27 protein-coding genes and 1 riboswitch are annotated in these 25,412 nt (G+C 44.0%); of the genes, 26 read left to right on the top strand and 1 reads right to left on the bottom strand.

The features are described 5' to 3' along the window. The first annotated feature begins 7 nt into the window (after nt 1–7). The 9 genes from ACKVDP_RS09125 to speE all read left to right on the top strand — a co-directional run bounded on the left by ACKVDP_RS09125 (nt 8) and on the right by speE (nt 9,807). Nucleotides 8–1,978, top strand: a complete 1,971-nt coding sequence (locus ACKVDP_RS09125; protein ID WP_409228518.1) for a helix-turn-helix domain-containing protein — start codon at nt 8–10, stop codon at nt 1,976–1,978. Nucleotides 1,979–2,119: 141 nt separating this feature from the next. Continuing rightward, nucleotides 2,120–3,505 carry an MATE family efflux transporter gene (locus tag ACKVDP_RS09130; protein ID WP_409228519.1) on the top strand — a complete coding sequence of 462 codons (1,386 nt, stop codon included), beginning with the start codon at nt 2,120–2,122 and terminating at the stop codon, nt 3,503–3,505. 69 nt (nt 3,506–3,574) lie between these two features. Then, nucleotides 3,575–4,627, top strand: a complete 1,053-nt coding sequence (gene corA / locus ACKVDP_RS09135) for a magnesium/cobalt transporter CorA (RefSeq protein ID WP_409228520.1) — start codon at nt 3,575–3,577, stop codon at nt 4,625–4,627. Between the two features lie 128 nt (nt 4,628–4,755). Beyond that, on the top strand, nt 4,756–5,247 hold the full coding sequence (locus ACKVDP_RS09140) for an ECF transporter S component (RefSeq protein ID WP_409228521.1): 492 nt from the start codon (nt 4,756–4,758) through the stop codon (nt 5,245–5,247). A 129-nt stretch (nt 5,248–5,376) separates the two neighbouring features. After that, nucleotides 5,377–6,060 (top strand): response regulator transcription factor, encoded by a 684-nt coding sequence (locus ACKVDP_RS09145; RefSeq protein WP_409228522.1) that lies wholly within the window; start codon nt 5,377–5,379, stop codon nt 6,058–6,060. Next, nucleotides 6,060–7,442, top strand: a complete 1,383-nt coding sequence (locus ACKVDP_RS09150; protein ID WP_409228523.1) for a sensor histidine kinase — start codon at nt 6,060–6,062, stop codon at nt 7,440–7,442. The genes ACKVDP_RS09145 and ACKVDP_RS09150 overlap by 1 nt, the downstream gene beginning before the upstream one ends. 86 nt (nt 7,443–7,528) lie before the next feature. Next, on the top strand, nt 7,529–8,005 hold the full coding sequence (locus tag ACKVDP_RS09155) for a hypothetical protein (protein ID WP_409228524.1): 477 nt from the start codon (nt 7,529–7,531) through the stop codon (nt 8,003–8,005). 148 nt (nt 8,006–8,153) lie between these two features. Further along, on the top strand, nt 8,154–8,948 hold the full coding sequence (gene speD / locus ACKVDP_RS09160) for an adenosylmethionine decarboxylase (protein ID WP_409228525.1): 795 nt from the start codon (nt 8,154–8,156) through the stop codon (nt 8,946–8,948). A 10-nt stretch (nt 8,949–8,958) separates the two neighbouring features. After that, nucleotides 8,959–9,807 (top strand): polyamine aminopropyltransferase, encoded by an 849-nt coding sequence (gene speE, locus ACKVDP_RS09165; protein ID WP_409228526.1) that lies wholly within the window; start codon nt 8,959–8,961, stop codon nt 9,805–9,807. A gap of 45 nt (nt 9,808–9,852) precedes the next feature. Here speE and ACKVDP_RS09170 read toward each other — a convergent pair whose 3' ends face one another. Then, nucleotides 9,853–11,088: an aminopeptidase gene (locus tag ACKVDP_RS09170; protein WP_409228527.1), complete on the bottom strand. Its 1,236-nt coding sequence runs from the start codon at nt 11,086–11,088 to the stop codon at nt 9,853–9,855. 195 nt (nt 11,089–11,283) lie between these two features. Between ACKVDP_RS09170 and ACKVDP_RS09175 the strand changes: the two genes are divergently transcribed. The 17 genes from ACKVDP_RS09175 to cbiT all read left to right on the top strand — a co-directional run bounded on the left by ACKVDP_RS09175 (nt 11,284) and on the right by cbiT (nt 25,412). Continuing rightward, nucleotides 11,284–12,132, top strand: coding sequence for a cobyric acid synthase (locus ACKVDP_RS09175; protein WP_409228528.1), 849 nt, complete (start codon nt 11,284–11,286; stop codon nt 12,130–12,132). Further along, the gene (gene cbiB, locus ACKVDP_RS09180) at nt 12,125–13,063 is read left to right on the top strand and encodes an adenosylcobinamide-phosphate synthase CbiB (protein ID WP_409228529.1); all 939 of its coding nucleotides are present in this window, start codon (nt 12,125–12,127) and stop codon (nt 13,061–13,063) included. The genes ACKVDP_RS09175 and cbiB overlap by 8 nt, the downstream gene beginning before the upstream one ends. A 14-nt stretch (nt 13,064–13,077) precedes the next feature. Continuing rightward, nucleotides 13,078–13,251: riboswitch (cobalamin riboswitch) on the top strand. 166 nt (nt 13,252–13,417) lie between these two features. Beyond that, nucleotides 13,418–14,095, top strand: a complete 678-nt coding sequence (locus ACKVDP_RS09185; RefSeq protein WP_409228530.1) for a precorrin-2 C(20)-methyltransferase — start codon at nt 13,418–13,420, stop codon at nt 14,093–14,095. Continuing rightward, nucleotides 14,082–15,095 (top strand): ABC transporter substrate-binding protein, encoded by a 1,014-nt coding sequence (locus ACKVDP_RS09190; RefSeq protein ID WP_409228531.1) that lies wholly within the window; start codon nt 14,082–14,084, stop codon nt 15,093–15,095. Before ACKVDP_RS09185 ends, ACKVDP_RS09190 begins: the two co-directional genes overlap by 14 nt. Nucleotides 15,096–15,107: 12 nt before the next feature. Further along, nucleotides 15,108–16,109, top strand: a complete 1,002-nt coding sequence (locus ACKVDP_RS09195; protein WP_409228532.1) for a FecCD family ABC transporter permease — start codon at nt 15,108–15,110, stop codon at nt 16,107–16,109. After that, a complete protein-coding gene (locus ACKVDP_RS09200) occupies nt 16,099–16,890 on the top strand; it encodes an ABC transporter ATP-binding protein (protein WP_409228533.1) in 792 nt (263 codons plus the stop codon). The genes ACKVDP_RS09195 and ACKVDP_RS09200 overlap by 11 nt, the downstream gene beginning before the upstream one ends. A gap of 1 nt (nt 16,891) precedes the next feature. Then, nucleotides 16,892–17,953 (top strand): pyridoxal phosphate-dependent aminotransferase, encoded by a 1,062-nt coding sequence (locus ACKVDP_RS09205; protein ID WP_409228534.1) that lies wholly within the window; start codon nt 16,892–16,894, stop codon nt 17,951–17,953. A gap of 21 nt (nt 17,954–17,974) precedes the next feature. Then, nucleotides 17,975–18,709 (top strand): energy-coupling factor ABC transporter permease, encoded by a 735-nt coding sequence (locus tag ACKVDP_RS09210; RefSeq protein WP_409228535.1) that lies wholly within the window; start codon nt 17,975–17,977, stop codon nt 18,707–18,709. A 48-nt stretch (nt 18,710–18,757) separates the two neighbouring features. Further along, complete coding sequence (locus ACKVDP_RS09215) at nt 18,758–19,051, top strand: energy-coupling factor ABC transporter substrate-binding protein (protein WP_409228536.1); 294 nt, start codon at nt 18,758–18,760, stop codon at nt 19,049–19,051. Continuing rightward, the gene (cbiQ, locus tag ACKVDP_RS09220; RefSeq protein ID WP_409228558.1) at nt 19,044–19,715 is read left to right on the top strand and encodes a cobalt ECF transporter T component CbiQ; all 672 of its coding nucleotides are present in this window, start codon (nt 19,044–19,046) and stop codon (nt 19,713–19,715) included. Before ACKVDP_RS09215 ends, cbiQ begins: the two co-directional genes overlap by 8 nt. Further along, nucleotides 19,716–20,582 (top strand): energy-coupling factor ABC transporter ATP-binding protein, encoded by an 867-nt coding sequence (locus ACKVDP_RS09225; RefSeq protein WP_409228537.1) that lies wholly within the window; start codon nt 19,716–19,718, stop codon nt 20,580–20,582. Then, nucleotides 20,515–21,285, top strand: a complete 771-nt coding sequence (locus tag ACKVDP_RS09230) for a sirohydrochlorin cobaltochelatase (RefSeq protein WP_409228538.1) — start codon at nt 20,515–20,517, stop codon at nt 21,283–21,285. The genes ACKVDP_RS09225 and ACKVDP_RS09230 overlap by 68 nt, the downstream gene beginning before the upstream one ends. After that, nucleotides 21,282–22,604: a cobyrinate a,c-diamide synthase gene (locus tag ACKVDP_RS09235; protein WP_409228539.1), complete on the top strand. Its 1,323-nt coding sequence runs from the start codon at nt 21,282–21,284 to the stop codon at nt 22,602–22,604. Before ACKVDP_RS09230 ends, ACKVDP_RS09235 begins: the two co-directional genes overlap by 4 nt. Continuing rightward, nucleotides 22,594–23,214: a precorrin-8X methylmutase gene (locus ACKVDP_RS09240; RefSeq protein WP_409228540.1), complete on the top strand. Its 621-nt coding sequence runs from the start codon at nt 22,594–22,596 to the stop codon at nt 23,212–23,214. The genes ACKVDP_RS09235 and ACKVDP_RS09240 overlap by 11 nt, the downstream gene beginning before the upstream one ends. After that, on the top strand, nt 23,211–24,290 hold the full coding sequence (gene cbiD / locus ACKVDP_RS09245; RefSeq protein WP_409228541.1) for a cobalt-precorrin-5B (C(1))-methyltransferase CbiD: 1,080 nt from the start codon (nt 23,211–23,213) through the stop codon (nt 24,288–24,290). The genes ACKVDP_RS09240 and cbiD overlap by 4 nt, the downstream gene beginning before the upstream one ends. Beyond that, nucleotides 24,284–24,886: a precorrin-6y C5,15-methyltransferase (decarboxylating) subunit CbiE gene (gene cbiE / locus ACKVDP_RS09250; protein WP_409228542.1), complete on the top strand. Its 603-nt coding sequence runs from the start codon at nt 24,284–24,286 to the stop codon at nt 24,884–24,886. The genes cbiD and cbiE overlap by 7 nt, the downstream gene beginning before the upstream one ends. Before the next feature lie 25 nt (nt 24,887–24,911). Next, on the top strand, nt 24,912–25,412 hold the full coding sequence (gene cbiT / locus ACKVDP_RS09255; protein ID WP_409228543.1) for a precorrin-6Y C5,15-methyltransferase (decarboxylating) subunit CbiT: 501 nt from the start codon (nt 24,912–24,914) through the stop codon (nt 25,410–25,412).

Consider the following 25,412-nt stretch of genomic DNA (forward strand, 5'->3'; position numbering starts at 1 on the left):
ATATATTATGAGAAAAGAATACGTTGAATACATGAAGGATTTGCCCATCAACATATTTCTGGCTTCAATCGACCAGTATCCCCTCCATTGGCAGGATGCCATCGAGGTTATTTTTGTCCTGGATGGTTCGGTTAGGATAGGTATCGAAAGTGAAACCTATGTCCTTGACAAGCGGGAGCTTGAGATCATAAACCCCAATGAGGTTTATAGAATGGAGGGAATTGGTGAGAACCTGGTGCTGATTCTGCAGATAGACCCTGGCTTTTTTGAGAAATACTACGAGGATGCAAGGGACACCTTCTATTACACCAACACATCAGATGACAACGCCCAGGAAGAGGAGAAATACTACCAGTTGAGGACCCTTATTTCAATTTTGGTATATGAAGCGGTTTCTAAGCTTGATGACCATGAAGACCAAATAGTGGATAATCTTCTTTCCCTTATGTACCACCTGCTGAACAACTTTCATTACCTGTTCTATGACGAGGAAAGCCTTAAGGAGGATGAAATTCAGCTTGAACGATACCACAGGATAATGAAATATCTAAGCAACAACTACATGGACAGGGTAAGCCTGCAGGATTTGGCCAAGCAGGAGTTTTTAAGCTCACAGTACCTGTCCTACAAGATCAAGGAAGTGTTTGGTCATGGCTTCAATGAATATCTCAATCAGATAAGGGTGGAGGAATCAACAAAGCTGCTTCTGGATACTGACAAATCAATAAGTGAAATATCCGATGAGGTGGGTTTTTCACATCCAAGATACTACAACAAGCACTTTAAGATCCATTATAACCTGACACCCCTCCAATACAGAAAAAAGAACAAGGTATCGGAAAAGCAGCTGGAAAAGCTGAGAAAAATTCACTACTTGAGCCTGAAGGAAGCCCTTCCATATCTTGAAACCTACCTATCGGAATACGAGAGGTTCAACTTCGACAACAGAATCTTCAAGCTTGATATTGACCTTAAAAAGGAGTCTGCTGAAAAGGCCCTAAAGCCTACTGTAATAGACCTTGGGGACATTTCACTGCTTCTGGAGGAGGAAAACAGGAAGGTTCTTCGCGAAATCCAAAGTGAGATAGGCTTCAAGTACTGCATTGTGAACAACCTTTTTTCTGACGACATGGATATCTACAGAGGCAAGAACAGGATGTTCATTAACTGGACCCGTGTTGAAAATATTCTTGAATTCCTGGAAGACCTTCGATTGTTTCCTGTGATATCAACAAGGTACGTGGAGAAGTACATTGTGGAGGACTTTAGAAGAACTTTCTCACATATTTATCCCGATCTGGATAAGTGGCTTGAAAAGAGTCCCGATGAGCTTGAACCCGTATTTCCTACCCAGGAGATAAACCACAATCACGACACCCTTTTCATGGCTCCATACATACTTTACAGCTATACAGTGGAGAACAAGAGGATGGTGTTTCAGATGATGGATGAGATAACCAAGGACACTGTTCTTGACAATGAGACATTTTTTGGCGGAAGTGGATTGTTTACTGCCAACTACCTGAACAAGCCATCATTCTATGCATACAAGTTTCTCTCCCTTCTGGGAGAGGAGATTCTGGACAAGGGAGATGGTTACCTGGTGTGCAGGTCGGAGGAAGGCTACCAGATACTCCTATACAATCCTCCAAGGGTAACTCAGGAGGACATATACAGTCACAGCCTGCCCACCAAGCTTAAGGAAAAGAAGATTTCCATTAACCTCTACAACATGGATGGGGACTTTCAGATTACAAAATATGACCTCAACAAAAGCCACGGTTCTGTTTATGACAAGTGGATCTTCCTGGGAAAGCCAGAGAGATTGTCTGGAGAGCAGTGGACCTTATTGGATAATTACGTACATCCCAATGTAAGCTTCTACTATGGAAGAAAAGCTACTGTTTTTAACATAATTGCAACAGTTAAGCCCAATGGATGCATACTCTATACCTTGAACTATGGACAGAAACAGTAAAAAAAATGTACTTTTTTAAGGTTTTGTATAAAACGATTTTTTCCCATTTGCCCAAAACAATCCTAAATACTGCCTAAGCCAGTGAATGGCTTAATTCCTCCAGGATGATAATATATATATATATCAACTGGAGGTTTTATTATGAGTAACAAGGATTTTGGGGTGGAGAAAATCAGCAAATTGCTTTTCAGATTTTCTATACCTGTAATATTATCAATGCTGGTCAGTGAATTGTACAGCATGGTGGATACTTTCTTCGTGGGAAGAGAAGTAGGTGGAGAGGGTATAGGAGCACTTATTGTGGTTTTCCCTCTACAGAGAATACTGATGGCAGTGAGCATCATGATTGCAGTGGGAACAGCTACGGCTTTTTCTAGACACAACGGAAACAACAATATCGGTAAGGCAAGACAGGTTCTTCAAACAGGATTTTCTCTTGTATTCACTGTAATGGTTCCACTTGTAATTGGAATACTTATTTTTAGAGAAAAGATTGTTGGAATAATGGGGGCAGGGCCAGACATTAGCAGTTTGGCGGCTACATACCTTGGAATAATAATTATCGGTACCACGTTTTTAAGTATGACCATTTTTATTTCCCACAATATGATAGCCCTAGGTAACCCAAAGATATCAATTATAAGTACAAGCATTGGAGCGGTAATAAATATAATTCTGGACTTCATTCTTGTACAGGGAAATGGAATGGGCGTGCAGGGAGCTGCCATTGCAACGGCATTCTCACAGATTGCAGGATTCTCATATGCTTTCTATCATTACACAAAGATGAGAAAAATGTACAATATACCATTGAAATATAAACTGGACCATAAGTTAATTGCACCAATACTTTTAGTTGGGTTATCAGCCTTTGTTATAGAGGCCGAGGACGGAATCCTTATGGGAGTTCTGAGTAGTCTTCTCACCAGTACAGTAGGGGATCAGGGAATAATAGTTCTTGGAGTCGTATCAAAGCTATACATGTTCCTCTTTATAACAATATTTGGCATGGCATCAGCCATGCAGCCAATTGCCGCATATAACGTGGGAGCACGAAATTTCACAAGACTGAGAGCACTGATGACAAAGACAATTGCATATGCAACCCTTACCTCTTCTGTGATGTGGGCCGTTGCAATGACATTTGCACCACAGCTGATTGGAATATTCATTGAGGATACGGCAATTATCGGTGAGGCTACAAAGGCCTTTAGGACAATGATTGCGGTATTTCCAGTAATAAGCATGTATTATGTATCAATATTCTATTTCCAGGCTAGCGGAAGGGCGAGGATGTCCATTTCTGTTGCTGTGTTAAGACAGCTGGTCATAATGCTTCCCATATCCCTTATTTTGGTAAAGGGCTTCAATATGGGAGCAGCAGGTGTATGGCTATCATATCCAATAGCGGATGTGCTTTCAAGTATAGCATCATTTATGCTGATACGTAATGAAGGAATTGAGCTTAACACTGCGATTGCAGCACAAAAAAGAGCAAAAACTGCAAACGGAGTCGCTGCACACTGATTTAAGTTTATAATTGGGTATAAATAGGTAGAGAAATCTGCCTATTTTTTATGCCTTGGAGGCGATGACATGAGTAGGGAAACTAAAAATATCGGAAAAACAGTAAACCTTCCACCTGGAACCTTGCAGTACACAGGAGAAGGTGATGGCAAGCAGCAGTTAATTGTCACCAGGTATACTGAGGACAGTGTTGAAAGCAAGAAGCTTGAGTCCTTTGATGAGTTCCAAACCTCAAACGATGGCAGCACAATCTGGCTTGATGTAATAGGACTGAAGAATCCAGATATAGTAAGAAAAATAAGTGACATCTTCAACATCCATCCCCTGGTACAGGAGGATATTCTAAATATTGCACAGATTCCAAAGGTTGAGGAGTATGAAGGCTACCTTTTCACCGTGACAAAGAATGTGTTCTTCAAGGAGGATGGATTTCTGGATACGGAGCAGATTTCAATCCTGCTGATTGAAAATGTTGTGATTACCTTCCAGGAGTATGACACAGACAGCTTTAAGCATATTCACGATAGGATAAAGGATTCAGTATCCTTGAGAAAGCATGGAGCTCTGGATCTTTATTACAGCTTTATCGACTCAGTGGTGGACAAGTATTTCCTTGTACTGGAGAACATTGGCGATAAAATCGACTCGGTTGAAGATGAACTACTTGAGAATCCCAACAAGGATATTCTGGGGAGTATTTATCATCTCAAAAGGGAGCTGGTGTATATAAGAAACATACTCTGGCCAACGCGAAATCTTGCTAGCTCCCTGGCAAGAGGAGAATTTGCGGAGATAGATGGAAGGATGGCCCTTTACTTCAGAGACATCTACGACCATGTGATACAGATGATCGATATTGTAGAAACCTACCGAGACATATGCTCAGGGATGCTTGATACATACCTTTCAAGCGTTGGATATAAAACCAATGAAGTAATGAAGATACTCACTATCTTTTCTACAATATTTATTCCTCTTACATTTCTGGCAGGGGTGTATGGAATGAACTTCATATATTTTCCAGAGCTTAACTGGAAATACGGATATCTCATATTCTGGCTGATATCCGGTCTTATAACTGCATTTATGATAAGATTCCTAAGGAAAAAGGGCTGGCTGTAGCTCTTTTTTTATGGGGAAACTAAATGAAGGTATTGTAATATTTCGAGTAAAGTGTTATTATAAAAGTAGATACAATACTTATTTTCAAAATAGCGTAACGATACAATTTAAGCGAATGGGGTGTAGAGATGTCAAAAACAAACAGCATTGTAACCTATGGTGTTTTTATGGCCCTTACAGTAGTAATGACCATGATTATACAAATACCGGCGCCTGCCAGTGTCGGTTATCTGAACCTGGGAGATATGGTAATTTTTATGGCAGCCTTTATGTTTGGCAAAAAGGGAGGATTTCTGGTAGGAGGCCTTGGATCAGCACTTGCAGATATCCTGCTTGGTTGGGGAGTGTATGCACCGATCACCTTTGTGGCAAAAGGATTGGAAGGCTTTGTGGCAGGAATGCTTTTTGACACGGCCTGGGGAAGAAAAATGCCACTTCTTGCGGCTGGAATCGGTGGCCTGGTTATGGCGACCGGCTACTACGCGGCAGAGATATTCATGTATGGAATGAAGGCAGCACTTGTGAACTATCCGGCAAACATCATGCAGGGGCTTTTCGGAGCGGTCGCTGCAAGCATATTGTATGCTGTGCTGAAGAACAAGATAAACGTAAAGAGATAAACCAAGGAGTAACAGGAGAAATCCTGTTATTTTTTTCATCACATTTTTATCACAGAAATATCATACAATGATTTTAGTTGGACAAAATATTGAAATATTGGGTATAACGAAGGTAGAGGAGAGATTGCCATGGGTAATATACTTGTTGCTGATGATGAAATGAAAATGAGAAGACTTATACGAGAATACCTGGTTTCTGAAGGATTCACTTGCTATGAGGCAGATAATGGGAATGAGGCGTTGGAGAAATTCTCGGAGAGGGAGTACCAGGCGGTGCTGCTGGATGTTATGATGCCACAGGTTGATGGTTGGACGGTGTTGAGGGAAATCAGGAAGGAGTCCTCAGTACCAATCATAATGCTGACAGCCAGGGGTGAGGAGTATGACAGGCTCTTTGGCTTTGAGCTTGGTGTGGATGACTATATGGTAAAGCCATTCAGTCCCAAGGAATTGATGGCCAGACTAAAGGCAGTCATAAGGAGAAATAATAAAGAGGTAGAGGATGAGCCCAGGATATTCCAGGTTGAAGGAATCAAGGTGGATTTTGAAGGACACACAGTCTACATGGATGGAGAAGCTGTTAAAATGACACCGAAGGAATATGACCTTTTGGTGTATCTTGTGGAGAACAGGAATAGGGCACTTACGAGACAGCAGATTCTCGATGGCGTTTGGGGCATTGATTTCTTTGGAGAGGACAGGACTGTTGATACCCATATCAAGATGCTCAGGGAGAGACTCAAACCCTACAAGCATTTGATTGATACTGTATGGGGAGTAGGCTATAAACTGGACACAGGGGAGAAAAAATAATGAGGAAAATATCCCACAAGCTGATTCTGGGAATGCTCCTCGTGACCATATTATCCGTTGGGATTCTGTGGGTCTATCAGAGGGTTTTTCTTGAAGGTAGCTATATGAACAGCAGGGTGGAAATACTTAAGGCAACAACTGAACAACTAAGTGAGCTTTATGATGATACTGAAGCTTTTTTAGACAATGCAGAAAGCGTATTTATGGAAAGAAACATAGCAACTGAGGTTAGTACCATTGATGGTAGGATTATATATTCAACAGGTAACACAATGGGAAGAGGACAGGCAGCTGGATTCAGGGTTCTTAGAGGGGAGTATTTGGAGGATCTCCTTAGGACAGGGGAAGCTACCACCACAATGGTTCACCAAAGGCAGAGTACTGAGCTCTTTACCTACTCAAAATTATTGGAGGATGGGGATACTGTAATTACAACTAGCCTTCCAATCGAGCCAATAAACGAAACTGTTCAGATTCTTGAAAGACAGCTATTGATCATTTCAGCAATACTTGTAGTGGTCTCCATATTGATTGGAACATTCTTCTCGAGATTTTTCCTGAGACCGATCAAAAATCTTAACAAATCCGTTAACGAATTGGCTGCAGGTGATATGGAGGCAAGGGTGGATGTTGAAGCAGAGGATGAAATTGGAGAACTTGCGGTAAACTTCAACAAGATGGCTGAGCAGATATCCAAGGTTGACAGGTTGAGAAAGGATCTTGTGGCTAATGTTTCCCACGAGCTGAGGACCCCCTTGGGACTTATCAGGGGCTATGCAGAAATGAGCAGGGATATTCACCAGGATGACCCTGTCATAAGAAGGGAGAATCTTGATATAATCATAGAGGAATCTGAAAGGCTTGGGCGGATGGTGGATGAAATCCTTGATATGTCACGTATTCAGTCAGGCAACATGGAACTGTGGCAGGAGGATGTTGATATGATGGATCTTGCAAGATCTGCAGTCAACAAGTACTCAATAGTTGCAGAAAGCAAGAATATCAAGCTGGATGTTATGGGTGAAAGAGAAAGCTTTTATGTATGGGCTGATAGAAGAAGGATGGAGCAGGTATTCCATAATCTAGTATCCAACGCAATTGCCCACACGGAAAATGGCAATGTTGATATTGTACTGACAGAGAGGGACAATGTATTAAGGGTAGATGTTCGTGACACAGGAAGCGGCATCCCACAGGATGAGATTGAACATATTTGGGACAGGTACTACAAGGTCAACAGCAGCAACAGAGTCAGCGGAGGATCTGGAATTGGTCTTTCCATAACAAAGGCCATATTTGAGTCACATGACATAAAATATGGTGTGGAGAGCATACCTGGAAAGGGATCTGATTTTTATTTTGAAATTCCAATAAATAAATAAAGTTTACACCTGTTCATCATATTTTCATCACAACTTTTCTTTATACTTAAACCATAGAAAGAAAACAAGAAAAGGAGTGTTGAAAAATGAAAAAGACAATTTTGGTTTTGGCAGTTGCAGTTATGGTACTTGGAACAATGAACGTTGCATTTGCAGATGCAAGCTGGGGACCTGCAGCTATCTTCGCAGGAGAGAAAGGAATCTCCGAGGCTGATGCTTACGAATTGAAGGTGGAGAAGGACATGACATTTGGCGAGTTGGCCAAAGAAGAAGGAGTATATGAAGCCTTCCAAACAGCTGCATTGGCTGGGAAGCAAAGTATGATCGCTGAAATGGTAGACGCTGGTGAGATATCAGAAGAAGAAGCAAGCAGTATACTTGCTGCATTTGAAAACTGTGATGGAACACAAAGACAGGTTCTACAGGGAACCGGGCTTTTCGGTCAAGGCGGAGGCTTTGGACAGGGCAATGGACTTAGAGCAATGGATGGAGAAGGCTTTGGAGCCAAGGAAGGCGGATTCGGCCAAGGCGGCGGACAGATGAGAAGAGGCGGCAGAAACTAAGAGAATCAATGGTCGGAGGGATTAACCCTCCGATTTTTTTCGTTCGTTTTTATTGAATAACATGCTATAATAGTATACAATAATCATGAATTTCCATAGAATTGAAAGTTATAAATTTGTGTGAAATATAGAATGAAAGGGATGGAAAATGGAAAAATTAAAACTGTATGGATTCAACAATCTCACAAAAACCCTTAGCTTTAACATTTACGATGTCTGCTATGCGGTATCACCTGAGGACAAGGAGAAGTACATCGAATACATTGATGAGCAGTACAATTCCACGCGGTTGACAGAGATACTTGTGGAGGTAACAAACATAATAGGAGCGAATCTGCTTAACATAGCCAAGCAGGACTATGAGCCTCAAGGAGCAAGCGTGAATCTTCTTATAACAGAGGAGCCTTTGCCGGACATAAATGTTGATCCATCATGCAACAAAGGAGATTTGATCGCGAATCCAAGGAACGTGATTGGACATTTGGACAAGAGTCACATCAGCGTTCACACCTATCCCGAATATCACCCGGACAGGGGGATAATGACCTTCAGGGTAGATATAGACGTTTCAACCTGTGGAGAGATTTCACCTCTAAAAGCATTGGACTTCCTTTTTGGAAGCTTTGATTCGGACATCGTAACCTGTGATTACCGAGTCAGGGGATTCACCAGGGATGTGGATGGAACAAAGCATTTCAAGGATCACAGGATCAACTCCATCCAGGAGTATATATCAAAGGAAACCAGGGATATGTACAACAGTATAGATGTGAATGTTTACCAGGAGAACATATTCCACACCAAAATGATTCTAAAGGAGCTCGTACTGGATAACTATCTCTTTGAGCTGAATGAGGAGGATCTGACGGGAAGACAGAGGGCAGAGATTCTGGACAAGCTAACTCAGGAAATGCACGAAATATACTATGGAAGAAACTATTAGGAGGGATTTTGTGGAGCTTTGGTATTCGGAGAAAAGTACGGAGACATGTAAGTTTTCAATAAAGGTTAAGGAACAGATCTATTCAGAGCAGACTCCGTTTCAGAAGATAGCTTTTTTTGATTCATATGATTTTGGCAGGTTCTTTACCTTGGATGGCCTTATGATGGTGAATGAGAAAGATGAGTTCATCTACCACGATATGATCGTCCATGTTCCTTTGGCAGTCAACCCAGGCATAAAAAAGGTACTTGTAATAGGTGGCGGAGACGGGGGAACAGTCAGGGAGCTTACTAGATACGAACACATTGAATCAATTGATTTTGTTGAAATTGACCAGAGGGTTGTGGAGCTTTGCAGGGAGTACCTTCCACTGACATCCTCAAGCTTTGATGATGCTAGAGTTAACCACAACTACGTGGATGGTATAAAGTTCATCAGGGAGAAGAAGGATGAGTACGACCTTATACTTGTGGATTCAACAGATCCAATAGGTCCTGGAGAAGGTCTTTTCACCAGGGAGTTCTACACTGACTGCTACAATGCCCTTAATGAGAATGGGATTCTCATTAATCAGCATGAGAGCCCATATTTCCCAAACTATGCAAAGGAGATGAAGAAGGCTCATGCAAAGCTAAAGTCAATCTTTGATGTATGCGAGGTATACCAGTTCCATATGCCGACCTATGCAAGCGGTCACTGGCTTTTCGGATTTGCCAGCAAGGGGCTGCATCCCACAAGGGATCACAAAAGGGAGGAGTGGGAAGCTTTTGGTCTAAAGACCAAGTACTACAACTCGAAGCTTCACCAGGGAGCATTCGCACTTCCAACATATGTAATTGAACAGCTTGAGGAAGCGTAAAAATGTCCGGATCGATATTAATCGATTCCGGACATTTTTTAAAGGTTAAACTACCCATTCTCCATCTTTGAATATCTCAATCAAATCACCTGACGGGCTTGTTCCAACGATTGACATGTCACTTGTACCCACCATAAAGTCAACATGAGTTAGGGAGTTGTTCACTCCATGCTCTGAAAGCTCTTCATCGGACATGTCAGGGCCATTCTTGATGGTTGTTGGATAGGCCTTTCCAAAGGCAAAATGGCAGCTGGCATTTTCGTCAAAGAGAGTGTTCATAAACAGGATTCCCGCCTTCTCGATTGGGGAGCTGAAGGGAACAAGAGCTACCTCTCCAAGCCTCTTTGCTCCTTCATCCATATCAAACAGCTCAGCAAGGAACTCCTCTCCCTTCTGGGCTGAATATTCAACTACCTCGCCATCCTTAAAGACCAACCTGAAACCATCTATGATGTTTCCACTTCTGTTAAGGGGTTTAGTGCTGTAGACAACACCGTTTACACCATCCTTGTGAGGCATGGTGTAGACCTCCTCGGTTGGGATGTTTGCAACGAAATAATCTCCCTTTGCGTTGTTTCCACCACCACCGCTCCATATGTGCCCTTGGGGCAGTTCAACCATAAGGTCGGTTCCATTTGAGGATTTGTAATGGAGGGACCTGAAGTTCATTTTATTCATGTACTCCACACGTTCTGCAAGGGCCTTCAGATGGTCTTCCCAGGCCTTTAGAGGATTTTCCATATTCATTCTTGTGGCTTCATAGATAGCTTCCCAAAGTCTATCCACAGCCTCTTGCTCATCCAACTCAGGGAAGAGCTTTTTGGCCCAGCCTGATGTGGGTATGGAAAGGACACACCAGGAGTTAAGGTCATTCATGGTGTATTTCATGTTTTCCTTGTTGGCTATTGCAGCTGCCTTGTTGAAGGCCGCAATCTTCTTGGGATCAACCCCCTGAAGAACCTCAGGGTCGACTGCCGATATTGAAACAAAGGCACAGCCCTTTTCAGCGTAGTATTTTTCAGCATCCGCCCTCCACTGGGGATACTCTTCAAATACCGCCATTGGAGCATTGTCATACTTCATCCTTGTAAGCTTGTCATCATACCAGTTTATGTGAACATCGCTGGCTCCTCTGCTGTATGCCTCCTCTGCAAGCATCCTTACAAAGTCCGCCCCCTCAATGGGAGCCTTTACAACCAGTGGCTCACCTTTTTGAATATTCACACCAAGGTTTATTATAAGCCTTGCATATTCACGCTTCCTGTCGTTTGTTCCGCTCATTTTCAAATCACCTCTAAGTATTGTATATATCAAGTTTATAGGATTAGTACTAGAATGTAAACATATTTAGGAAAAAGTTCCCTGGAGCATCCAGAATTCGGATTATAAAAATGAACGGTTGTAAAAAATATATCCATCATGTAGAATTGTCATATCTCAGAGGAGACAAATTTCATATTAAGAAGGAGTGATTTGATGAGCAGCATTATGATTCAAGGAACCACATCATCTGCCGGCAAAAGCATGATGTCTATGGCTCTTTGCAGGATTTTCAGCAAAGACGGTCACAATGTCAGTCCCTTTAAGTCCCAGAACATGTCAAGGGAGTTCACCTACACAGAAGATCACAAAAAAATCAGTGTGGCACAGGCAATACAGGCAGTGGCCGCCGGAAAAAGGCCCCAAACCCAAATGAACCCGATACTGCTGATTCCGGATACAAATACAGGCTCCAAGGTTCTCCTCCATGGTGAAGAGGTTGGCCTTATGGAGGCCAGGGAGTACTTTGAATACAGGAAGTCACTGAAGGAGACAGTAAGGTCCACCTATGATGAGCTTCACAGCAGCCATGACATAGTGGTGATTGAAGGTGCCGGAAGTCCCGCTGAAATAAATCTTAGACAGGATGACATTGTCAATATGGGAATGGCTGAAATGGCAGATGCACCAGTGCTTCTGGTGACTGACATTGACAGGGGAGGCGCCTTTGCCGCGCTTTACGGGACCGTTATGCTCCTTGAACCACATGAGAGAAGAAGGATCAAGGGTCTTATCATCAACAAGTTCAGGGGAGATGCATCACTTCTGGATTCAGGGATCAAAATTCTGGAAGAGAAACTTGGCATACCGGTGCTTGGAATTGTTCCTTACGCTGAAACTCAAATAGCTGACGAGGATTCAATTGTGGAAGGGAGTAAAAAGGAGTTTCACGGGGAATCTGGAATAGATTCACTCCAGATGGAAATAGACAGGTTCAGCGAAATTGTTAGGGACTCCCTGGATATGGATTACATTTACTCCTTGCTGGGTGAGATAAATGATTGAAGTGCTCCTTGCTGTTCTACTGGATTTTATTCTGGGAGATCCGGTAAACATGCCTCACCCGGTGAGGCTAATGGGCAGAGTAATAAGCTTTGAGGAAGAGGTTTCAAGAAGGTTTGCCAAGTCTGGAAAAGGGCTTAGACTGGCAGGAACCATTTTGACACTTGCAAACATTGGACTGGCAGTATTGGTTGTCTATGGAATTATTCGGGTCTTTGATGGCTATCCCTTTGTTCAGGGTGCTGTAAAGGTCTATCTCATCTACACATGCATCGCGGCGAGAAATCTCTCCGATGAGGCAAGAAAGGTTATGGACTCCCTTGGCATCAGTCTGAATAAAGGAAGAAAAAGCTTGTCCTTTATAGTGGGAAGGGATACTGAGAGTCTTTCAGAAGAGGGAGTAATAAGGGCGACCGTGGAAACTGTTGCTGAAAACACATCCGATGGAGTCATAGCCCCTCTGCTTTATATCATGGTCTTTGGAGTGGCCGGAGGCATGGTCTACAAGTTTGTGAACACAATGGATTCAATGATCGGCTATAAGGATGAGAAATACAAGGACCTTGGTTGCTTTGCTGCCAGGACCGATGACCTTCTGAATCTTATTCCATCAAGATTGTCCGCTGTTCTTATGATCCTTTCAGCACCAAGGGGAACTGACAGGAAAGCTTCTTTTGGGATTGTAAGAAGGGATGGAAGAAATCACAAAAGCCCCAACAGTGGCTACCCTGAAAGCGCAGCTGCGGGTATCCTTAAGGTGCAGCTTGGAGGAAGCAGCAGGTACAAGGGAGTTTTGGTCCACAAACCCACCATCGGAGATCCCTTGAAACCCCTTGAAAAGACACATGTTGAGGAAGCTGTTGGAATAATGTTCAGGTCTGAAATTCTGTTTGTCCTGATTTTTGTTGTTGTAAAACTTGCGGGCATGTGGTAGCATTTAGATGACAATTTAATATATGTATTTAGGTTTTTAATATTAAAAGGGAAATGGGTTAAAATCCCATGCAGCCCCCGCTACTGTAATTGATGACGAAATCAGCAGATACCACTGGATAATCCGGGAAGGTGCTGAAAGTAGGGTGAATCATAAGCCAGGAGACCTGCCTTGAATACTTTAGTAACCTTCGGAGGGAAGGATATGCTGGTTTAATAGTTTATCCCTGTCTTTGAGTTCATGGGATTTTTTTTGCGCCCTGGACCAAAACGGCAGTGATATATTTCAGAACAGACGACTTCTCTCTAATGTGGTAAAAGAGAGAAGTTTTTAATTTTTTGAAAAGGAGGCGCCATGAGAAAGATATATTTTACTGGAACCGGTCCGGGAGATCCTGAGCTTCTTACAAGAAAGGCCGTCAGAGTGATCCGGGAGGCTGATGTTATATTTGTTCCCGACAATAGGGGAAGAAATATGGCACTGGATACCATCAAGGAGCTTATATCAGGGAAAAAAGTTTGCAGGATAGGATTCCCCATGGGAGAAGTGACAGAATATGACTATGGCAAAGCAGCAAGGATAATTCTTGATAATGTTCCCTGGAGGGGTTCAGGAGTGTTTGTGACAATCGGAGACCCAATGATATACAGTACCGCCATATACATAATGGGACGGCTGGAGGGGAAGTCCATTGAGCTGGAAGTTGTACCTGGAATACCATCATTTGTTGCTGCTGCGGCAAAAGCCCAAAAACCACTGGTTTCCAAGGGGGAGGTATTCTCACTATGTGATTATTTCAGGAAAGACATCCTGGATGTATCAGATTCCATGGCAGTTCTAAAAACCAGCAAGGATAAGATGGATATTCTGGACTCAATGGAGGATAAGGGGTTCTGGTACACATACGTGAGGGAGGCCACACTTCCAGGTGAGCAGATCACAGAAAGCAGGAGTGAGATACTGGAAGATCAGTCGTATATATCAATGATAATTGCACGAAGACAAGGAGAGGATAAGGATGTTAGGGACTAAGAAAAATATTTTGATTTTGCTGCTTCTGGTGGTAACCATTACTTTAGCAGGCTGTTCAGCAGGTGCGGATCCGGCAGCAGGAGAAGCGGAAGCGGGAAGCATGTCGAAAGCTGACAACGTTGAGGATAGATACAAGATTGAGGATAAAGGGGAAACAGTGACTTTTGACGATGGTCGAGGAGAGAGGATTGAGTTGAAAAAGAACCCTGAAAGGGTCGTGGTGCTTATGAACTCATTTGTTGACATATGGGTTGAAAACGGTGGAGAAATGGTCGGAATGGTAGAAGACCCAAACAGTGTGGTGCCAGGGACTGAAAGCGTCGAGACAGTCGGTAGATTTGGTTCAATAAGCCTTGAAAAGGTAATCTCCCTTCAGCCTGACCTTGTCATACTCAGCTCAAATTCAAAGTCCTCAACGGAAATGATTCAACCCCTGGAAGATAACGGAATACCAATAATGGCGCTTACATACGAGTTCAAGGACGACTATTTCAAGATTTCAAGGTTATTTGCCCTGGTCAATGACAGGATTGACCTGTACGAGAAAACTGCACAAAATGTTGAAAAAGATATCAGTGAAATAATCGAGAGAGTACCCGATGAGGACAATCCCACAGTGCTCATTCTGTTCGCCACATCAAAGTCGGTGTCTGCAAGGGGCTCCCTGTCAACACTGGGGGAAATGCTCAATGATCTTAAAACCGTAAATATTGCAGAACGAGATACCTTGATGGAGACAACACAATTTAGCATGGAGCAGGTGATAGCTGAGGACCCTGATTACATACTGGTGCAGACAATGGGATCTGATATGGAGGCAATAACTGAAAGACTTGTTTCAGAGGTGGAGTCAAACCCAGCCTGGAGTGAACTGTCTGCAGTCAAGAACAAGAACTATGTCATTCTTCCAAAGGACCTCTATACATATAAGGCAAACAGCAGGTATGGAGAGGCTTATGAGGGTCTAGCCAAGATACTCTACCCTGAAGTTTTCAACTAAGTGAACAGAGCCATGGAAACGCTAAACATTGCAAAAAAATCAGCGGTACTTTGGGCAATCTTTGCAGTTTTTATTCTGGCAATCTTCCTAAGCCTTGGAAATGGTGCAGTCAAGATTAGTATATCTGAAATTTCGGCAGCCATGATTTCAGAGGAGGTCACGGCAAACAGACAGATTATATGGAATGTTAGGTTTCCAAGAACTGTGGCGGCAATTCTTGTTGGAGTGGCGCTGTCCCTGTCAGGTGCAATTCTGCAGGGTATCATGCGAAATCCCCTGGCAGGGCCCAACATAATAGGGGTATCTGCCGGAGGTGGATTCTTTGGTTTGTTGATACTGATTCTGTTTCCCCAATACTTCTTCCTAGTCCCATTTGGGGCATTTGTAGGGGCCTTGTCTGCCACAATGGTCATATATCTCCTGGCCTGGAAGGACGGGGTCATGCCATCCAGACTTATCCTGGCAGGGGTTGCCATATCTTCTATTTTCGGAGCGGGGAACAATGCCCTGATGACCTTCTATCCGGAAAGGGTTTCCGGTGTTCTAGGTTTTATGGTTGGAGGATTATCCGCCATAACCTGGAGGGATGTAAACATGGTTTACCCGTTTATTTTGACAGGAGTGGCAGCGGCCCTGCTCTTGCCCGGGAAGCTGAATATTCTCCTTCTGGGGGATGATGTTGCCACGGGACTGGGAATGAGGGTTGAAAGGACTAGACTATTTGCCATAGGGGTTTCGTCACTGCTGGCGGGTGCTGCTGTGTCAGTTGTTGGGATGCTTGGTTTTGTTGGGCTTATGGTTCCGCATATAACCAGGATTTTCCTGGGATCTGATCACAGATATCTCATTCCAGGCTCCATGCTTATGGGCGGCACAATACTGCTGCTTTGTGACACATTGGCCAGGGTAATGTTCGCACCAATGGAGATACCCGTGGGAATTATAATGTCCTCACTGGGGGCACCGTTTTTTCTTTATCTACTGAGAAAAGGGAGGGGTCATCATGGATCTTAAAGTTAGCAACCTGGAGGTTTTTCTGGAGAACAAAAGAATCCTAAAGAACATCCATTTAGAGGCACATGAGGGTGAAATAATCTCCTTGATAGGGCCCAACGGGTCAGGAAAGTCGACCCTTGTCAAAACCATTTCAAGGCTTATCAAGGCCCATTCAGGTGAAATCAGCTATTCCGGAAGGCGTATAGGGTCGATTCCCACAAAGGAGCTTGCAAGGCTTATAGCGGTGCTACCCCAGGAAAAGAAGCTCAATACCGACCTTACAGTGGAGCAGCTGGTGTCCTATGGGAGACACCCCCACCTTTCCTTTGGAAATAGATTCGGAAGCGAAGACAGGGAGATTGTAATGGAGGCTATGAGACTGACAGGGATGGCGGATTACTGGGACAGGAGCATGCACAGCCTATCTGGAGGAGAAAGGCAGAGGGCCTGGATTTCAATGGCACTAGCCCAGCAACCAAGATTTCTGATTCTTGACGAGCCAACCACATACCTTGACATCTCATATCAGATGGAGGTTCTGGAGCTTGTTGAAAATCTGAACAGAAGCCTTGGCATAACGGTTTTGATGGTACTTCATGACCTTAACCACGCCTGGAGGTATTCGGACAGTATCTATGTTCTCAAGGACGGATCTGTTCACAGCCATGGTAGACCTGGGGATGTAATCGACCGGAATATGCTAAAGGATGTTTTTGGAATAGATGCAAGGATATATGAGGATACTGCCAACAATTGCAAATTCTTCATACCAGGTGGCAGGACAAAGGAGGGAGCATGATATGGAGCACGGAGGAGATATCTATACATACGGAGAAAGATTCAAGGGTGAAATTCTGGATTACAGCAGCAACATAAATCCATTGGGGCCTCCAGAGGGACTTATGGACCACCTTTTAAAGGGATATGACGAGCTTTTGAGATACCCGGATATTCAGTATAGGCGATTGGGCAGGGAGGTTTCAGCCTACCTCGGGTGTGGAATGGAGAATACCATAGTTGGAAACGGAGCGGTTGAGATAATTGACAATTTTATAATGGATTCCCATAGGGTTGTTCTTATGGAGCCATGTTTTTCAGAATACGAATTGAGAGCCCAGGCCCACAATAAGGAGCTTCTTCTGATTCAGTCCAAGAAGGATTACAGCCTTGATTTGGACTCCTTCATGGGTAAGCTGAGGAGGGGTGACCTTGTAATCCTTGGAAATCCAAACAATCCAACTGGAAAGAGGATAGAAAAAGAGGAGCTAATCAGGCTGCATGAGGAAGTTGTCCATTCTGGAGCATATTTGCTTCTGGATGAAGCATTCTTTGAATTTTCCCCTGAAGACTATGACTCGGTTGAACTGTTCAGGGAATGGGGCTATGAGTCGGTTGGAATAATCAGGGCAGCTACAAAATTCTTTTCGCTACCGGGAATAAGACTTGGGTATTGTTGTGCTGGGGCAATCAAGGCTAAGAAGATAAGGGGTTTGCAGCTTCCCTGGAGTGTAAATTCCATGGCAGACAGGGCGGGACTTCATATATTCAAGGACAAGGAATACATAAGTATGACTAAGGAATATGTAAACCTACGAAGAGAGGAACTTTTAGATGGTATCAAAAAGATACCAGGAATCCATCCCTACCCATCACAGTCCAACTATATTCTACTTAGACTGGAGAAGGTGAACGAGGACTACATATTTCAAAAGCTGATTAATGAGGGAATAATGGTCAGAAAATGCAGCTCCTTCAAGGTGCTTTCAGATAATCACATAAGGATTGCAGTTAAGGATCTTAAGAGCAATCAAATGCTTCTTGAAAAACTCAGCAGGATAATGGCAAATAATTCTAGGGAGTAGCTAGTAAGGGAGGATATGAAAATGAGCAGGAAAAATCTTGTAGCTGCAATAATTGTGGTGATTCTTATGGCAACTCCGGAAATAGGTCATGGAATGCATATCATGGAGGGTTTTCTACCTATTGAGCATGCAGTCTTCTGGGGGCTTGTGTCGCTGCCGTTTTTTGTGGCTGGAACCATGAAGTTGAAAAAAACTGTAAAGGAGGATAGCAATGCGAAGCTGCTTCTTGGATTGGCTGGGGGATTCGTATTTGTCCTGTCAGCCCTTAAGATCCCATCAGTAACTGGATCATGCTCTCATCCCACTGGGGTTGGGCTTAGTGCAGTAATCTTTGGACCTTTGACAACTACTGTCATAGGCACGATTGTATTGGTGTTTCAGGCTGTTCTACTCGCTCATGGAGGACTGACTACATTAGGGGCCAACATGTTCTCAATGGCCATTATCGGACCTTTTGTATCATTTGGAGTATACAAGGCACTTGGCAGGGGAAATATGAAGATGTCTTATGTGATTTTCTTGGCAGCAACCCTCGGAAATTTTGTTACCTATGCAGTGACGGCACTCCAGCTGGCCGTGGCCTTTCCCGATGGGGCAGGAGGATTTGGAGCAGCCCTTGCAAAATTCATGTCAATATTTGCTTTGACCCAAATACCCATTGCAATTATCGAAGGAATTCTTACAGCTTTGGTCTATGGCATGATAATTGAGTACAACACATCAAGCAAGACCATGCTAAACGTGGACAAGGTATAAAGAAGTTAATTCCACTGGTATTTCAATAAAAACGAGGAGTGTGAGGGCATGAAACTTCTGAGAAATAGCAATCTATTGGTTATTATCCTGATTGTACTTATTGCATCAGGGCCACTCTTTTTCATGGGTCAGTCAGAATTTGGCGGAGCCGATGGGGAAGCGGAAGAGGCAGTTCTGGAAATGAATCCGGGATATGAACCATGGGCAAAACCATTCTGGGAGCCACCCAGCGGGGAAATCGAGAGCCTGCTGTTTTCATTGCAGGTAGCAATGGGTTCAGGTGTGATGGGGTATGTGCTTGGGATTTTGAAGGAGAGAAAAAAACTTGCTTCCCATGGATAGGTATGCTTACACAAACAAGATAGCTGATATCGGTCCAGGTATAAAGGTTGCAGTATGCATATTGGCAATACTTATAGCCATGTCATCCGGAAACTGGTTGATAAATGCCGGGATTTTCATTGTTATGGCGGTTTCCACATTGGCATGTGGGATTCCATTATCCTTTTACAGCAAAGTGTTGGCAATTCCTTTTGGTTTCATGCTGATGGGATTCTTTGGGATAGTCTTGAATATATCTGCCGATAATATATTGGCATGGTCGGTAAGATTGGGGCCGCATTACTATGGGTTCACCCAGGAATCGGTTGCAGATGGGGTTCTTACCATATCAAGGTCAGCTGCAGCTCTATCGGGAACCATTTTCCTGGCACTTACAACCTCTGCCGACAGCATAATGAGGGTAGCCTTGAGATACCATGTCCCTAAGGTATTGTTGGAGGTATCGGTTCTTATCTACAGGAGCATATTCATTTTTCTGGAGGAGGCAATAGTGATCTACCGGGCCCAGGAGCTAAGGCACGGATATGAAAGTTTTAGGGTAGCGAGGATTTCGTGGGCAATGCTTTTGAAGGAACTTTTCAAGAGGGTTTTTTCAAGATATGACGCCATGGTGATTTCATTGGAATGCAGAAATTACAATGGACAATTCAAGATGGGTGATTAGATGATAAGAATTGAAGGCCTAAGCTATACATACGATGATGGAACACATGCATTGAAAAGGGTGGACATGGATTTCAACGCTGGAAGATCCATTGGAATCATAGGAGCAAACGGCTCCGGGAAATCGACCTTGCTTCTTGCAGTGATGGGAGTCATCAAGGCAAGCTCAGGAAGGATCACTGTCCAGGATGAGCTTTTGAAATTTGGAAAGAAGCGATTGAGACAGCATAGACAACATGTGAACATGGTATTTCAAGATCCTGAAAAACAGATATTTTTTTCAAGGATATATGATGATGTGGCATTTGGGCTTCGAAACCTGGACATGGATGAGAAACTCATTCATAAGAAAGTGAGAAGTTCCCTGGACAAGGTGGATATGACGCCCCTTGGGAACAAGCCGGTACATTTCCTAAGCTATGGCCAGAAAAAGAGAGTCTCCATTGCAGGCATCCTTGCCATGGATCCAGAGGTAATCCTAATGGATGAACCATCATCTGGACTTGACCCCCAAATGAAAGAGTCTCTAAAGAGAATAATACATACTCAATCAAGGGACAGAAGGATTGTTGTTTCAAGTCATGATATGGATTTCATATATGAGGTGTGTGATTATATCTATGTGCTGTCAGGGGGACAAGTGATTGGAGAAGGAACTCCAACAAAGGTATTCTTGGATAAGGGGCTTTTGGAAAGGGCCAGTCTTAAAATGCCTTGGCTTGCTGCGATACACGCATATCTTGGGTTTCCGCTGGAGAGAAGTGCAAAGGAGCTTTTTGAAAATGATAGGAGGAGCAAAAATGAAGAAGGGAATAATATTGGCCAGTTTTGGAACGACACATCAGGATACAAGAGAAAGGACGATTGATGTCTTAGAGAACCGAATAACTGAAGAGTTTCCGGGTGTTCCATTTAGGAGGGCCTTCACATCAGGCGTGGTCATAGACAGGTTGAAAAGCAATTATGGCATAGAGGTAAAGGACCTTAAGGGAGCAATGGAAAATCTCCAGTCAGAAGGAGTCACAGACATTTACATCCAGCCATTTCTTATAATCGGTGGACTTGAGTTCGAGAAGATTCTAAGGGCGGCAAGGGACTTTATGAAAAAATCTTCAAATACAATTGTAAGAGTGGGCACTCCGCTTTTGGGGGATGATTCCGACTACAGAAGCATAGCAGGTATGCTTGGAAGTCTTGGGGAAAGACCTCTTGTCCTTATGGGACATGGGTCCAAGCATTCGGCTGATGTATCCTATGACAGGCTGTCTGAAGTATTCAGGAAAAAAGGTTTTGACAATATTTTTCTGGGTTCCATTGAAGGAAGTGCCGGCATCGATCATGTAATCAGCAGCCTTGATGGGTCAGAGGCTGGATCGGTTACACTCAAGCCATTTATGCTTGTGGCGGGAGACCATGTGAAGAATGATATGGCATCGGATGAGGAGGATTCATGGAAGAGCATTCTGGAGGAAAATGGTTACAAGGTTCATATTGATATGATTCCTCTTGGAGAAATGGAAAAAATTCAGGAGATGTTTCTTATGAAGCTAAAGGAGGTCTTGATATCATGAAAGGATTTATGATAACAGCCCCAACCAGCAACACAGGAAAGACAACCATCACTACAGGGATCATTAGAGCACTTGAAAACAGAGGACTTCTTGTCAGCCCCTACAAAACCGGACCGGATTACATAGATGGAAAGTTTCTTTCAATGGCGGCTGGTTCAAGGGCTGGAAATCTGGATCTTCACCTGCAGGGGGTGGAAGGTGTGAGGGAAGCTATTTCCATGGGCGAAGGAGATATGGCTGTAATAGAAGGGGTGATGGGATATTTCGACGGAGCTTCTAATTCATGGGAGAACTCCTCCTACGACCTGTCCAGGCAGTTGGATATACCTGCAGTGCTGGTGTACACACCAGAAGGTGAGATGTTTTCTGCCATACCGAAAATAAAGGGGATGGCTGAATTCGGAGACTCCAGAATAAGGGCCGTGATCTTGAACAAGACAAGCAGAAAAATGTATGAAATGCTTAAGGAAGTCATTGAAAACCATACAGACCTTGCTGTATTGGGTCATATACCTTATGACGAGGACCTAAGAATAGGGAGTGGAGCTTTGGGTCTCCTTGAACCCGGGAGTATTGCCGGGCTTGAGAAGAGAATCGAAAAAATGGCCTCCTTGGTGGAGGAAAACCTGGACCTTGCAAAGCTGGTTGAGCTTGCAGAAGATGTGGACATTTTAAGTATGGACAAACCAGAAAGGACCGATCTCAGGATTGCAGTTGCGATGGATGATGCATTCTCATTCCACTACAGGGAAAATCTCAGGCTTTTGGAATCCATGGGAAGGGTCTTTTGCTTTTCACCAATGCACGACAAGGAGATTCCAGAGGCGGATCTGGTACTTCTGGGAGGTGGCTACCCGGAAAAGTACCTTAAGGAGCTTTCCGGTAACAAAGGGATGATCGAGTCAATTAAATCATACGCGGATAAAGGTGGTTACATCCTCGCTGAAGGTGGGGGGATGATGTACCTGATGGATACCCTGGAAGGAGTTGAAATGTGCGGACTACTAAGGGGTGATGCAAGAATGACAGGACGTCTTCAAAGATTCGGCTATGTCAACATCCAACTTGAGAAGGATTGCCTTTTGGGAAAGGCGGGAACTGTCATACCTGGGAATGAATTCCACAAGTCGGTTGCTGATAATACGGAAGATGCAATATTCAAGGTGAAAAAACCAATGGGGCAGGAGGGCTGGAGCTGCGGCTACAAAAAGAACAATATCCTGGGCTATTACCAGCACATAAACTTTGCCGGAAAGAGGGAGCTTCTATCAGGTATTTTGGATAGAATCGGCAATGGAGGTGGAGAAGATGTATATTAAGGACCCATGGGAAATCGAAAAAACCAGCATGGAAATAATTGATGGCTCAACGATGAATCCTGGATTTTCAGCCGAAGAGCTCCTTGTGGCAAAGCGAATGATACACACCACCGGAGACACTGAGTATATGGGAATAATTGATCTTAGGAATGACTTCATGGAGAAGGCTAAGGAATCAATCAAGAAGAGGGGAGTTATTTTTACAGATACCACAATGGCGTCCTCCGGCATCAACAAAAGGGCCATCGAAAAAGCTGGCTGTGAAGTTCGAACCTACATCAACCATGAAAGAGTATACCAGATGTCAAGGGAAAAGAACACCACAAGGTCTGCATGCGCCGTCGACCTTGCGGTGGAGGAGGGCATCGAGATGTTTGTTGTGGGCAATGCTCCAACCGCCCTGTTCAGAATTCTGGAACATGTTAGGGAAGGTAACCTCAAACCGAGGTTTGTGGTGGGAGTCCCAGTGGGTTTTGTGGGAGCGGCTGAATCCAAGGAACTGTTAAGGTCATTTTCCATTCCAAGCATCAGTACCATAGGCACAAAGGGAGGCAGTAATGTAGCGGCATCAATAGTAAACGCACTCCTTTACATGTTGGTGGAAAGATGATTGACAATGGACTTGGACATGAGATTGTGGCTGGCAAGAAGCTAAGACGCGGCTATACAACGGGAAGCTGTGCCACAGGTGCCGCTAAGGCGGCAGCCTTGATGCTTGAGGGTATATCATCGGACTGTGTGGAGATCGGGACCCCTTTTGGAGTAACACTGAGACTTGAAGTGAACAAGAGGTATATGGAAGGGGATGAAGCAATCTGCTCCATAATAAAGGATGCAGGAGATGATCCTGATGCCACAGATGGAATTGAGGTTTTTGCCAGGGTGTCCAAGAGAAGTGACGGCAAGATAATCATTTCAGGTGGAGTTGGTGTAGGTCGAATAGTCCGGAAGGGAATTTTCGGTGAAGTGGGGGAGCATGCAATAAACAAAGTTCCCAGGCAGATGATTGGAAGGGAACTTCAGCAGCCTGGCTCCACAGGTTACAATGTCCAGATATTCGTTCCCGAGGGTGAGGAAATTGCGAAAAAAACCTTCAACAGGAACATTGGAATTGAAGGTGGAATCTCAATAATAGGAACAACTGGAATAGTACAGCCCATGAGTGAGAAGGCTCTTCTTAAGACGATCTATCTTGAGATGGACCAGGTTCTTTTGGAGAGAGGGGACACTGGACTTTTACTGGTCCTTGGCAATCATGGTGAAAAGTTGGCCGAAGGTATGTCGCTGGAACTTCCGGCAGTAAAGATTTCCAACTTTATCGGTGATAGCATCCAATATGCCTATAACAAGGGGTTCAAATCAATAGCACTTCTTGGACACGTTGGGAAGCTGTCAAAGCTAAGCATAGGGGCATTCAACACCCACAGCAGGATCTGCGACACCAGAATTGAGGCTTTTGTATATCATCTGGCCCTGATGGGTGTTCCTCTGGACTTTCTGCAAGACCTTCAAAACTGCCTTACTGCAGAGGAAGCTGTACACCGCTGCATTGACGAGGGATACCCAGAGGTTGTCAAAAGGATGGAAGAATCGGCCCAGGAAAGGATCAGGACATATTTAAAGGATGACGGATATGAAATCAGGGTTATTATGTACTCCATGGAAGGGGGTGTCGACCTATGTTGACTGTTGCAGGTGCAGGTCCCGGAAATCCAAGATTGCTCACTGGAGAAGTGGTGGAAAGGATCAGAAGTGCCGGGAAGGTCATTGCATTTGGAAGAATTGCAAGGGACATTGCAGGTCTTCGAGATGACGTGGTTCAGGTCAAATCGGTTGAGGATGTGATGGGCCATGTTGAAGATGAAGGGGATTGTCTGCTCTTGGCTTCCGGGGACCCCTTATTCTACGGGATAGCAGGTTATCTCAGGAAAAGGGGAGTCATTGTCGGGAGGGTGATTCCAGGGATATCATCATTTCAATACATGATGTCAGCTCTTGGAATGGACTGGCAGGATGCATTTCTAACTTCAGGCCATGGAAGGGAACTGGACGCCCAGGGGGTAAAGAGGAGCAGGGTTTCTGTGATCCTTCTGGATAGCGGGGAGACTCCTGATGACATTTCCAAAAAGCTGCGTGGGCTTGGAATCAGGGGGAAAATACATGCAGGGTGCAATCTGTCCTATGAGGATGAACTTATTGTAAGCTGCAGGATAGGGGATGAAATAGTGATGGATTCAAAATTAAGCTTGGTGGTGATTGAGAATGAAGCTTTTAAGGGATAATGAATTTGCACGGGGGAATGTACCAATGACGAAGTTTGTCACCAGAACCCTTGTCATAGGCTTGCTGGAGATAAAGGAAGGTGAGCTGTTTCTTGATATTGGAGCCGGTACAGGGTCGGTTTCAGTTCAGGCGGCCTTAAGTGGTGCCCGGGTGATTTCCATAGAACGTGAAAAGGATGGTATAAGCCTGATTAGGGAGAACCAGGACAGATTCCAGGTAAGCTTGGACCTGGTCCAGGGTGAGGCCCCATTCAATCTCCCTGAAAGGGTTGTGGACAAGTGCTTTATAGGGGGAAGTGGAGGTAAACTTGAGGATATAATGGACTACCTTGACAGGAACCTAAGGGAGGATGGAATCCTTTGTGCAGCATTCATTACCCTTGGTAATCTCAACAGGTTTCTGCAGCTGCTAAAGCTTCGAAGATACAGATCAGTTGAGGCCAGAATGGTTCAGGCCACTGACATAAATGAAGCCGGAATACTAAAAGGTCAGAACCCTGTATTTATAGTAAGGGGAGTGAAATAG

Origin of the sequence: Gudongella ferriphila (genome assembly GCF_046224405.1) — a bacterium.
Lineage (GTDB): Bacteria > Bacillota > Clostridia > Tissierellales > Tissierellaceae > Gudongella.

What these genes read in the sequence shown, in the direction of transcription:
- ACKVDP_RS09150 (WP_409228523.1), top strand. Translation starts at nt 6,060, where the DNA reads ATGAGGAAAATATCCCACAAGCTGATTCTGGGAATGCTCCTCGTGACC.
- cbiE (WP_409228542.1), top strand. Translation starts at nt 24,284, where the DNA reads ATGTTGACTGTTGCAGGTGCAGGTCCCGGAAATCCAAGATTGCTCACT.
- cbiQ (WP_409228558.1), top strand. Translation starts at nt 19,044, where the DNA reads ATGGATAGGTATGCTTACACAAACAAGATAGCTGATATCGGTCCAGGT.
- speD (WP_409228525.1), top strand. Translation starts at nt 8,154, where the DNA reads ATGGAAAAATTAAAACTGTATGGATTCAACAATCTCACAAAAACCCTT.
- ACKVDP_RS09140 (WP_409228521.1), top strand. Translation starts at nt 4,756, where the DNA reads ATGTCAAAAACAAACAGCATTGTAACCTATGGTGTTTTTATGGCCCTT.
- ACKVDP_RS09190 (WP_409228531.1), top strand. Translation starts at nt 14,082, where the DNA reads ATGTTAGGGACTAAGAAAAATATTTTGATTTTGCTGCTTCTGGTGGTA.
- ACKVDP_RS09215 (WP_409228536.1), top strand. Translation starts at nt 18,758, where the DNA reads ATGAAACTTCTGAGAAATAGCAATCTATTGGTTATTATCCTGATTGTA.
- ACKVDP_RS09210 (WP_409228535.1), top strand. Translation starts at nt 17,975, where the DNA reads ATGAGCAGGAAAAATCTTGTAGCTGCAATAATTGTGGTGATTCTTATG.
- ACKVDP_RS09125 (WP_409228518.1), top strand. Translation starts at nt 8, where the DNA reads ATGAGAAAAGAATACGTTGAATACATGAAGGATTTGCCCATCAACATA.
- corA (WP_409228520.1), top strand. Translation starts at nt 3,575, where the DNA reads ATGAGTAGGGAAACTAAAAATATCGGAAAAACAGTAAACCTTCCACCT.
- ACKVDP_RS09205 (WP_409228534.1), top strand. Translation starts at nt 16,892, where the DNA reads ATGGAGCACGGAGGAGATATCTATACATACGGAGAAAGATTCAAGGGT.
- ACKVDP_RS09235 (WP_409228539.1), top strand. Translation starts at nt 21,282, where the DNA reads ATGAAAGGATTTATGATAACAGCCCCAACCAGCAACACAGGAAAGACA.
- ACKVDP_RS09170 (WP_409228527.1), bottom strand. Translation starts at nt 11,088, where the DNA reads ATGAGCGGAACAAACGACAGGAAGCGTGAATATGCAAGGCTTATAATA.
- ACKVDP_RS09185 (WP_409228530.1), top strand. Translation starts at nt 13,418, where the DNA reads ATGAGAAAGATATATTTTACTGGAACCGGTCCGGGAGATCCTGAGCTT.
- ACKVDP_RS09200 (WP_409228533.1), top strand. Translation starts at nt 16,099, where the DNA reads ATGGATCTTAAAGTTAGCAACCTGGAGGTTTTTCTGGAGAACAAAAGA.
- ACKVDP_RS09130 (WP_409228519.1), top strand. Translation starts at nt 2,120, where the DNA reads ATGAGTAACAAGGATTTTGGGGTGGAGAAAATCAGCAAATTGCTTTTC.
- ACKVDP_RS09225 (WP_409228537.1), top strand. Translation starts at nt 19,716, where the DNA reads ATGATAAGAATTGAAGGCCTAAGCTATACATACGATGATGGAACACAT.
- ACKVDP_RS09175 (WP_409228528.1), top strand. Translation starts at nt 11,284, where the DNA reads ATGAGCAGCATTATGATTCAAGGAACCACATCATCTGCCGGCAAAAGC.
- ACKVDP_RS09155 (WP_409228524.1), top strand. Translation starts at nt 7,529, where the DNA reads ATGAAAAAGACAATTTTGGTTTTGGCAGTTGCAGTTATGGTACTTGGA.
- cbiD (WP_409228541.1), top strand. Translation starts at nt 23,211, where the DNA reads ATGATTGACAATGGACTTGGACATGAGATTGTGGCTGGCAAGAAGCTA.
- cbiT (WP_409228543.1), top strand. Translation starts at nt 24,912, where the DNA reads ATGACGAAGTTTGTCACCAGAACCCTTGTCATAGGCTTGCTGGAGATA.
- cbiB (WP_409228529.1), top strand. Translation starts at nt 12,125, where the DNA reads ATGATTGAAGTGCTCCTTGCTGTTCTACTGGATTTTATTCTGGGAGAT.
- ACKVDP_RS09230 (WP_409228538.1), top strand. Translation starts at nt 20,515, where the DNA reads ATGAAGAAGGGAATAATATTGGCCAGTTTTGGAACGACACATCAGGAT.
- ACKVDP_RS09195 (WP_409228532.1), top strand. Translation starts at nt 15,108, where the DNA reads ATGGAAACGCTAAACATTGCAAAAAAATCAGCGGTACTTTGGGCAATC.
- ACKVDP_RS09240 (WP_409228540.1), top strand. Translation starts at nt 22,594, where the DNA reads ATGTATATTAAGGACCCATGGGAAATCGAAAAAACCAGCATGGAAATA.
- ACKVDP_RS09145 (WP_409228522.1), top strand. Translation starts at nt 5,377, where the DNA reads ATGGGTAATATACTTGTTGCTGATGATGAAATGAAAATGAGAAGACTT.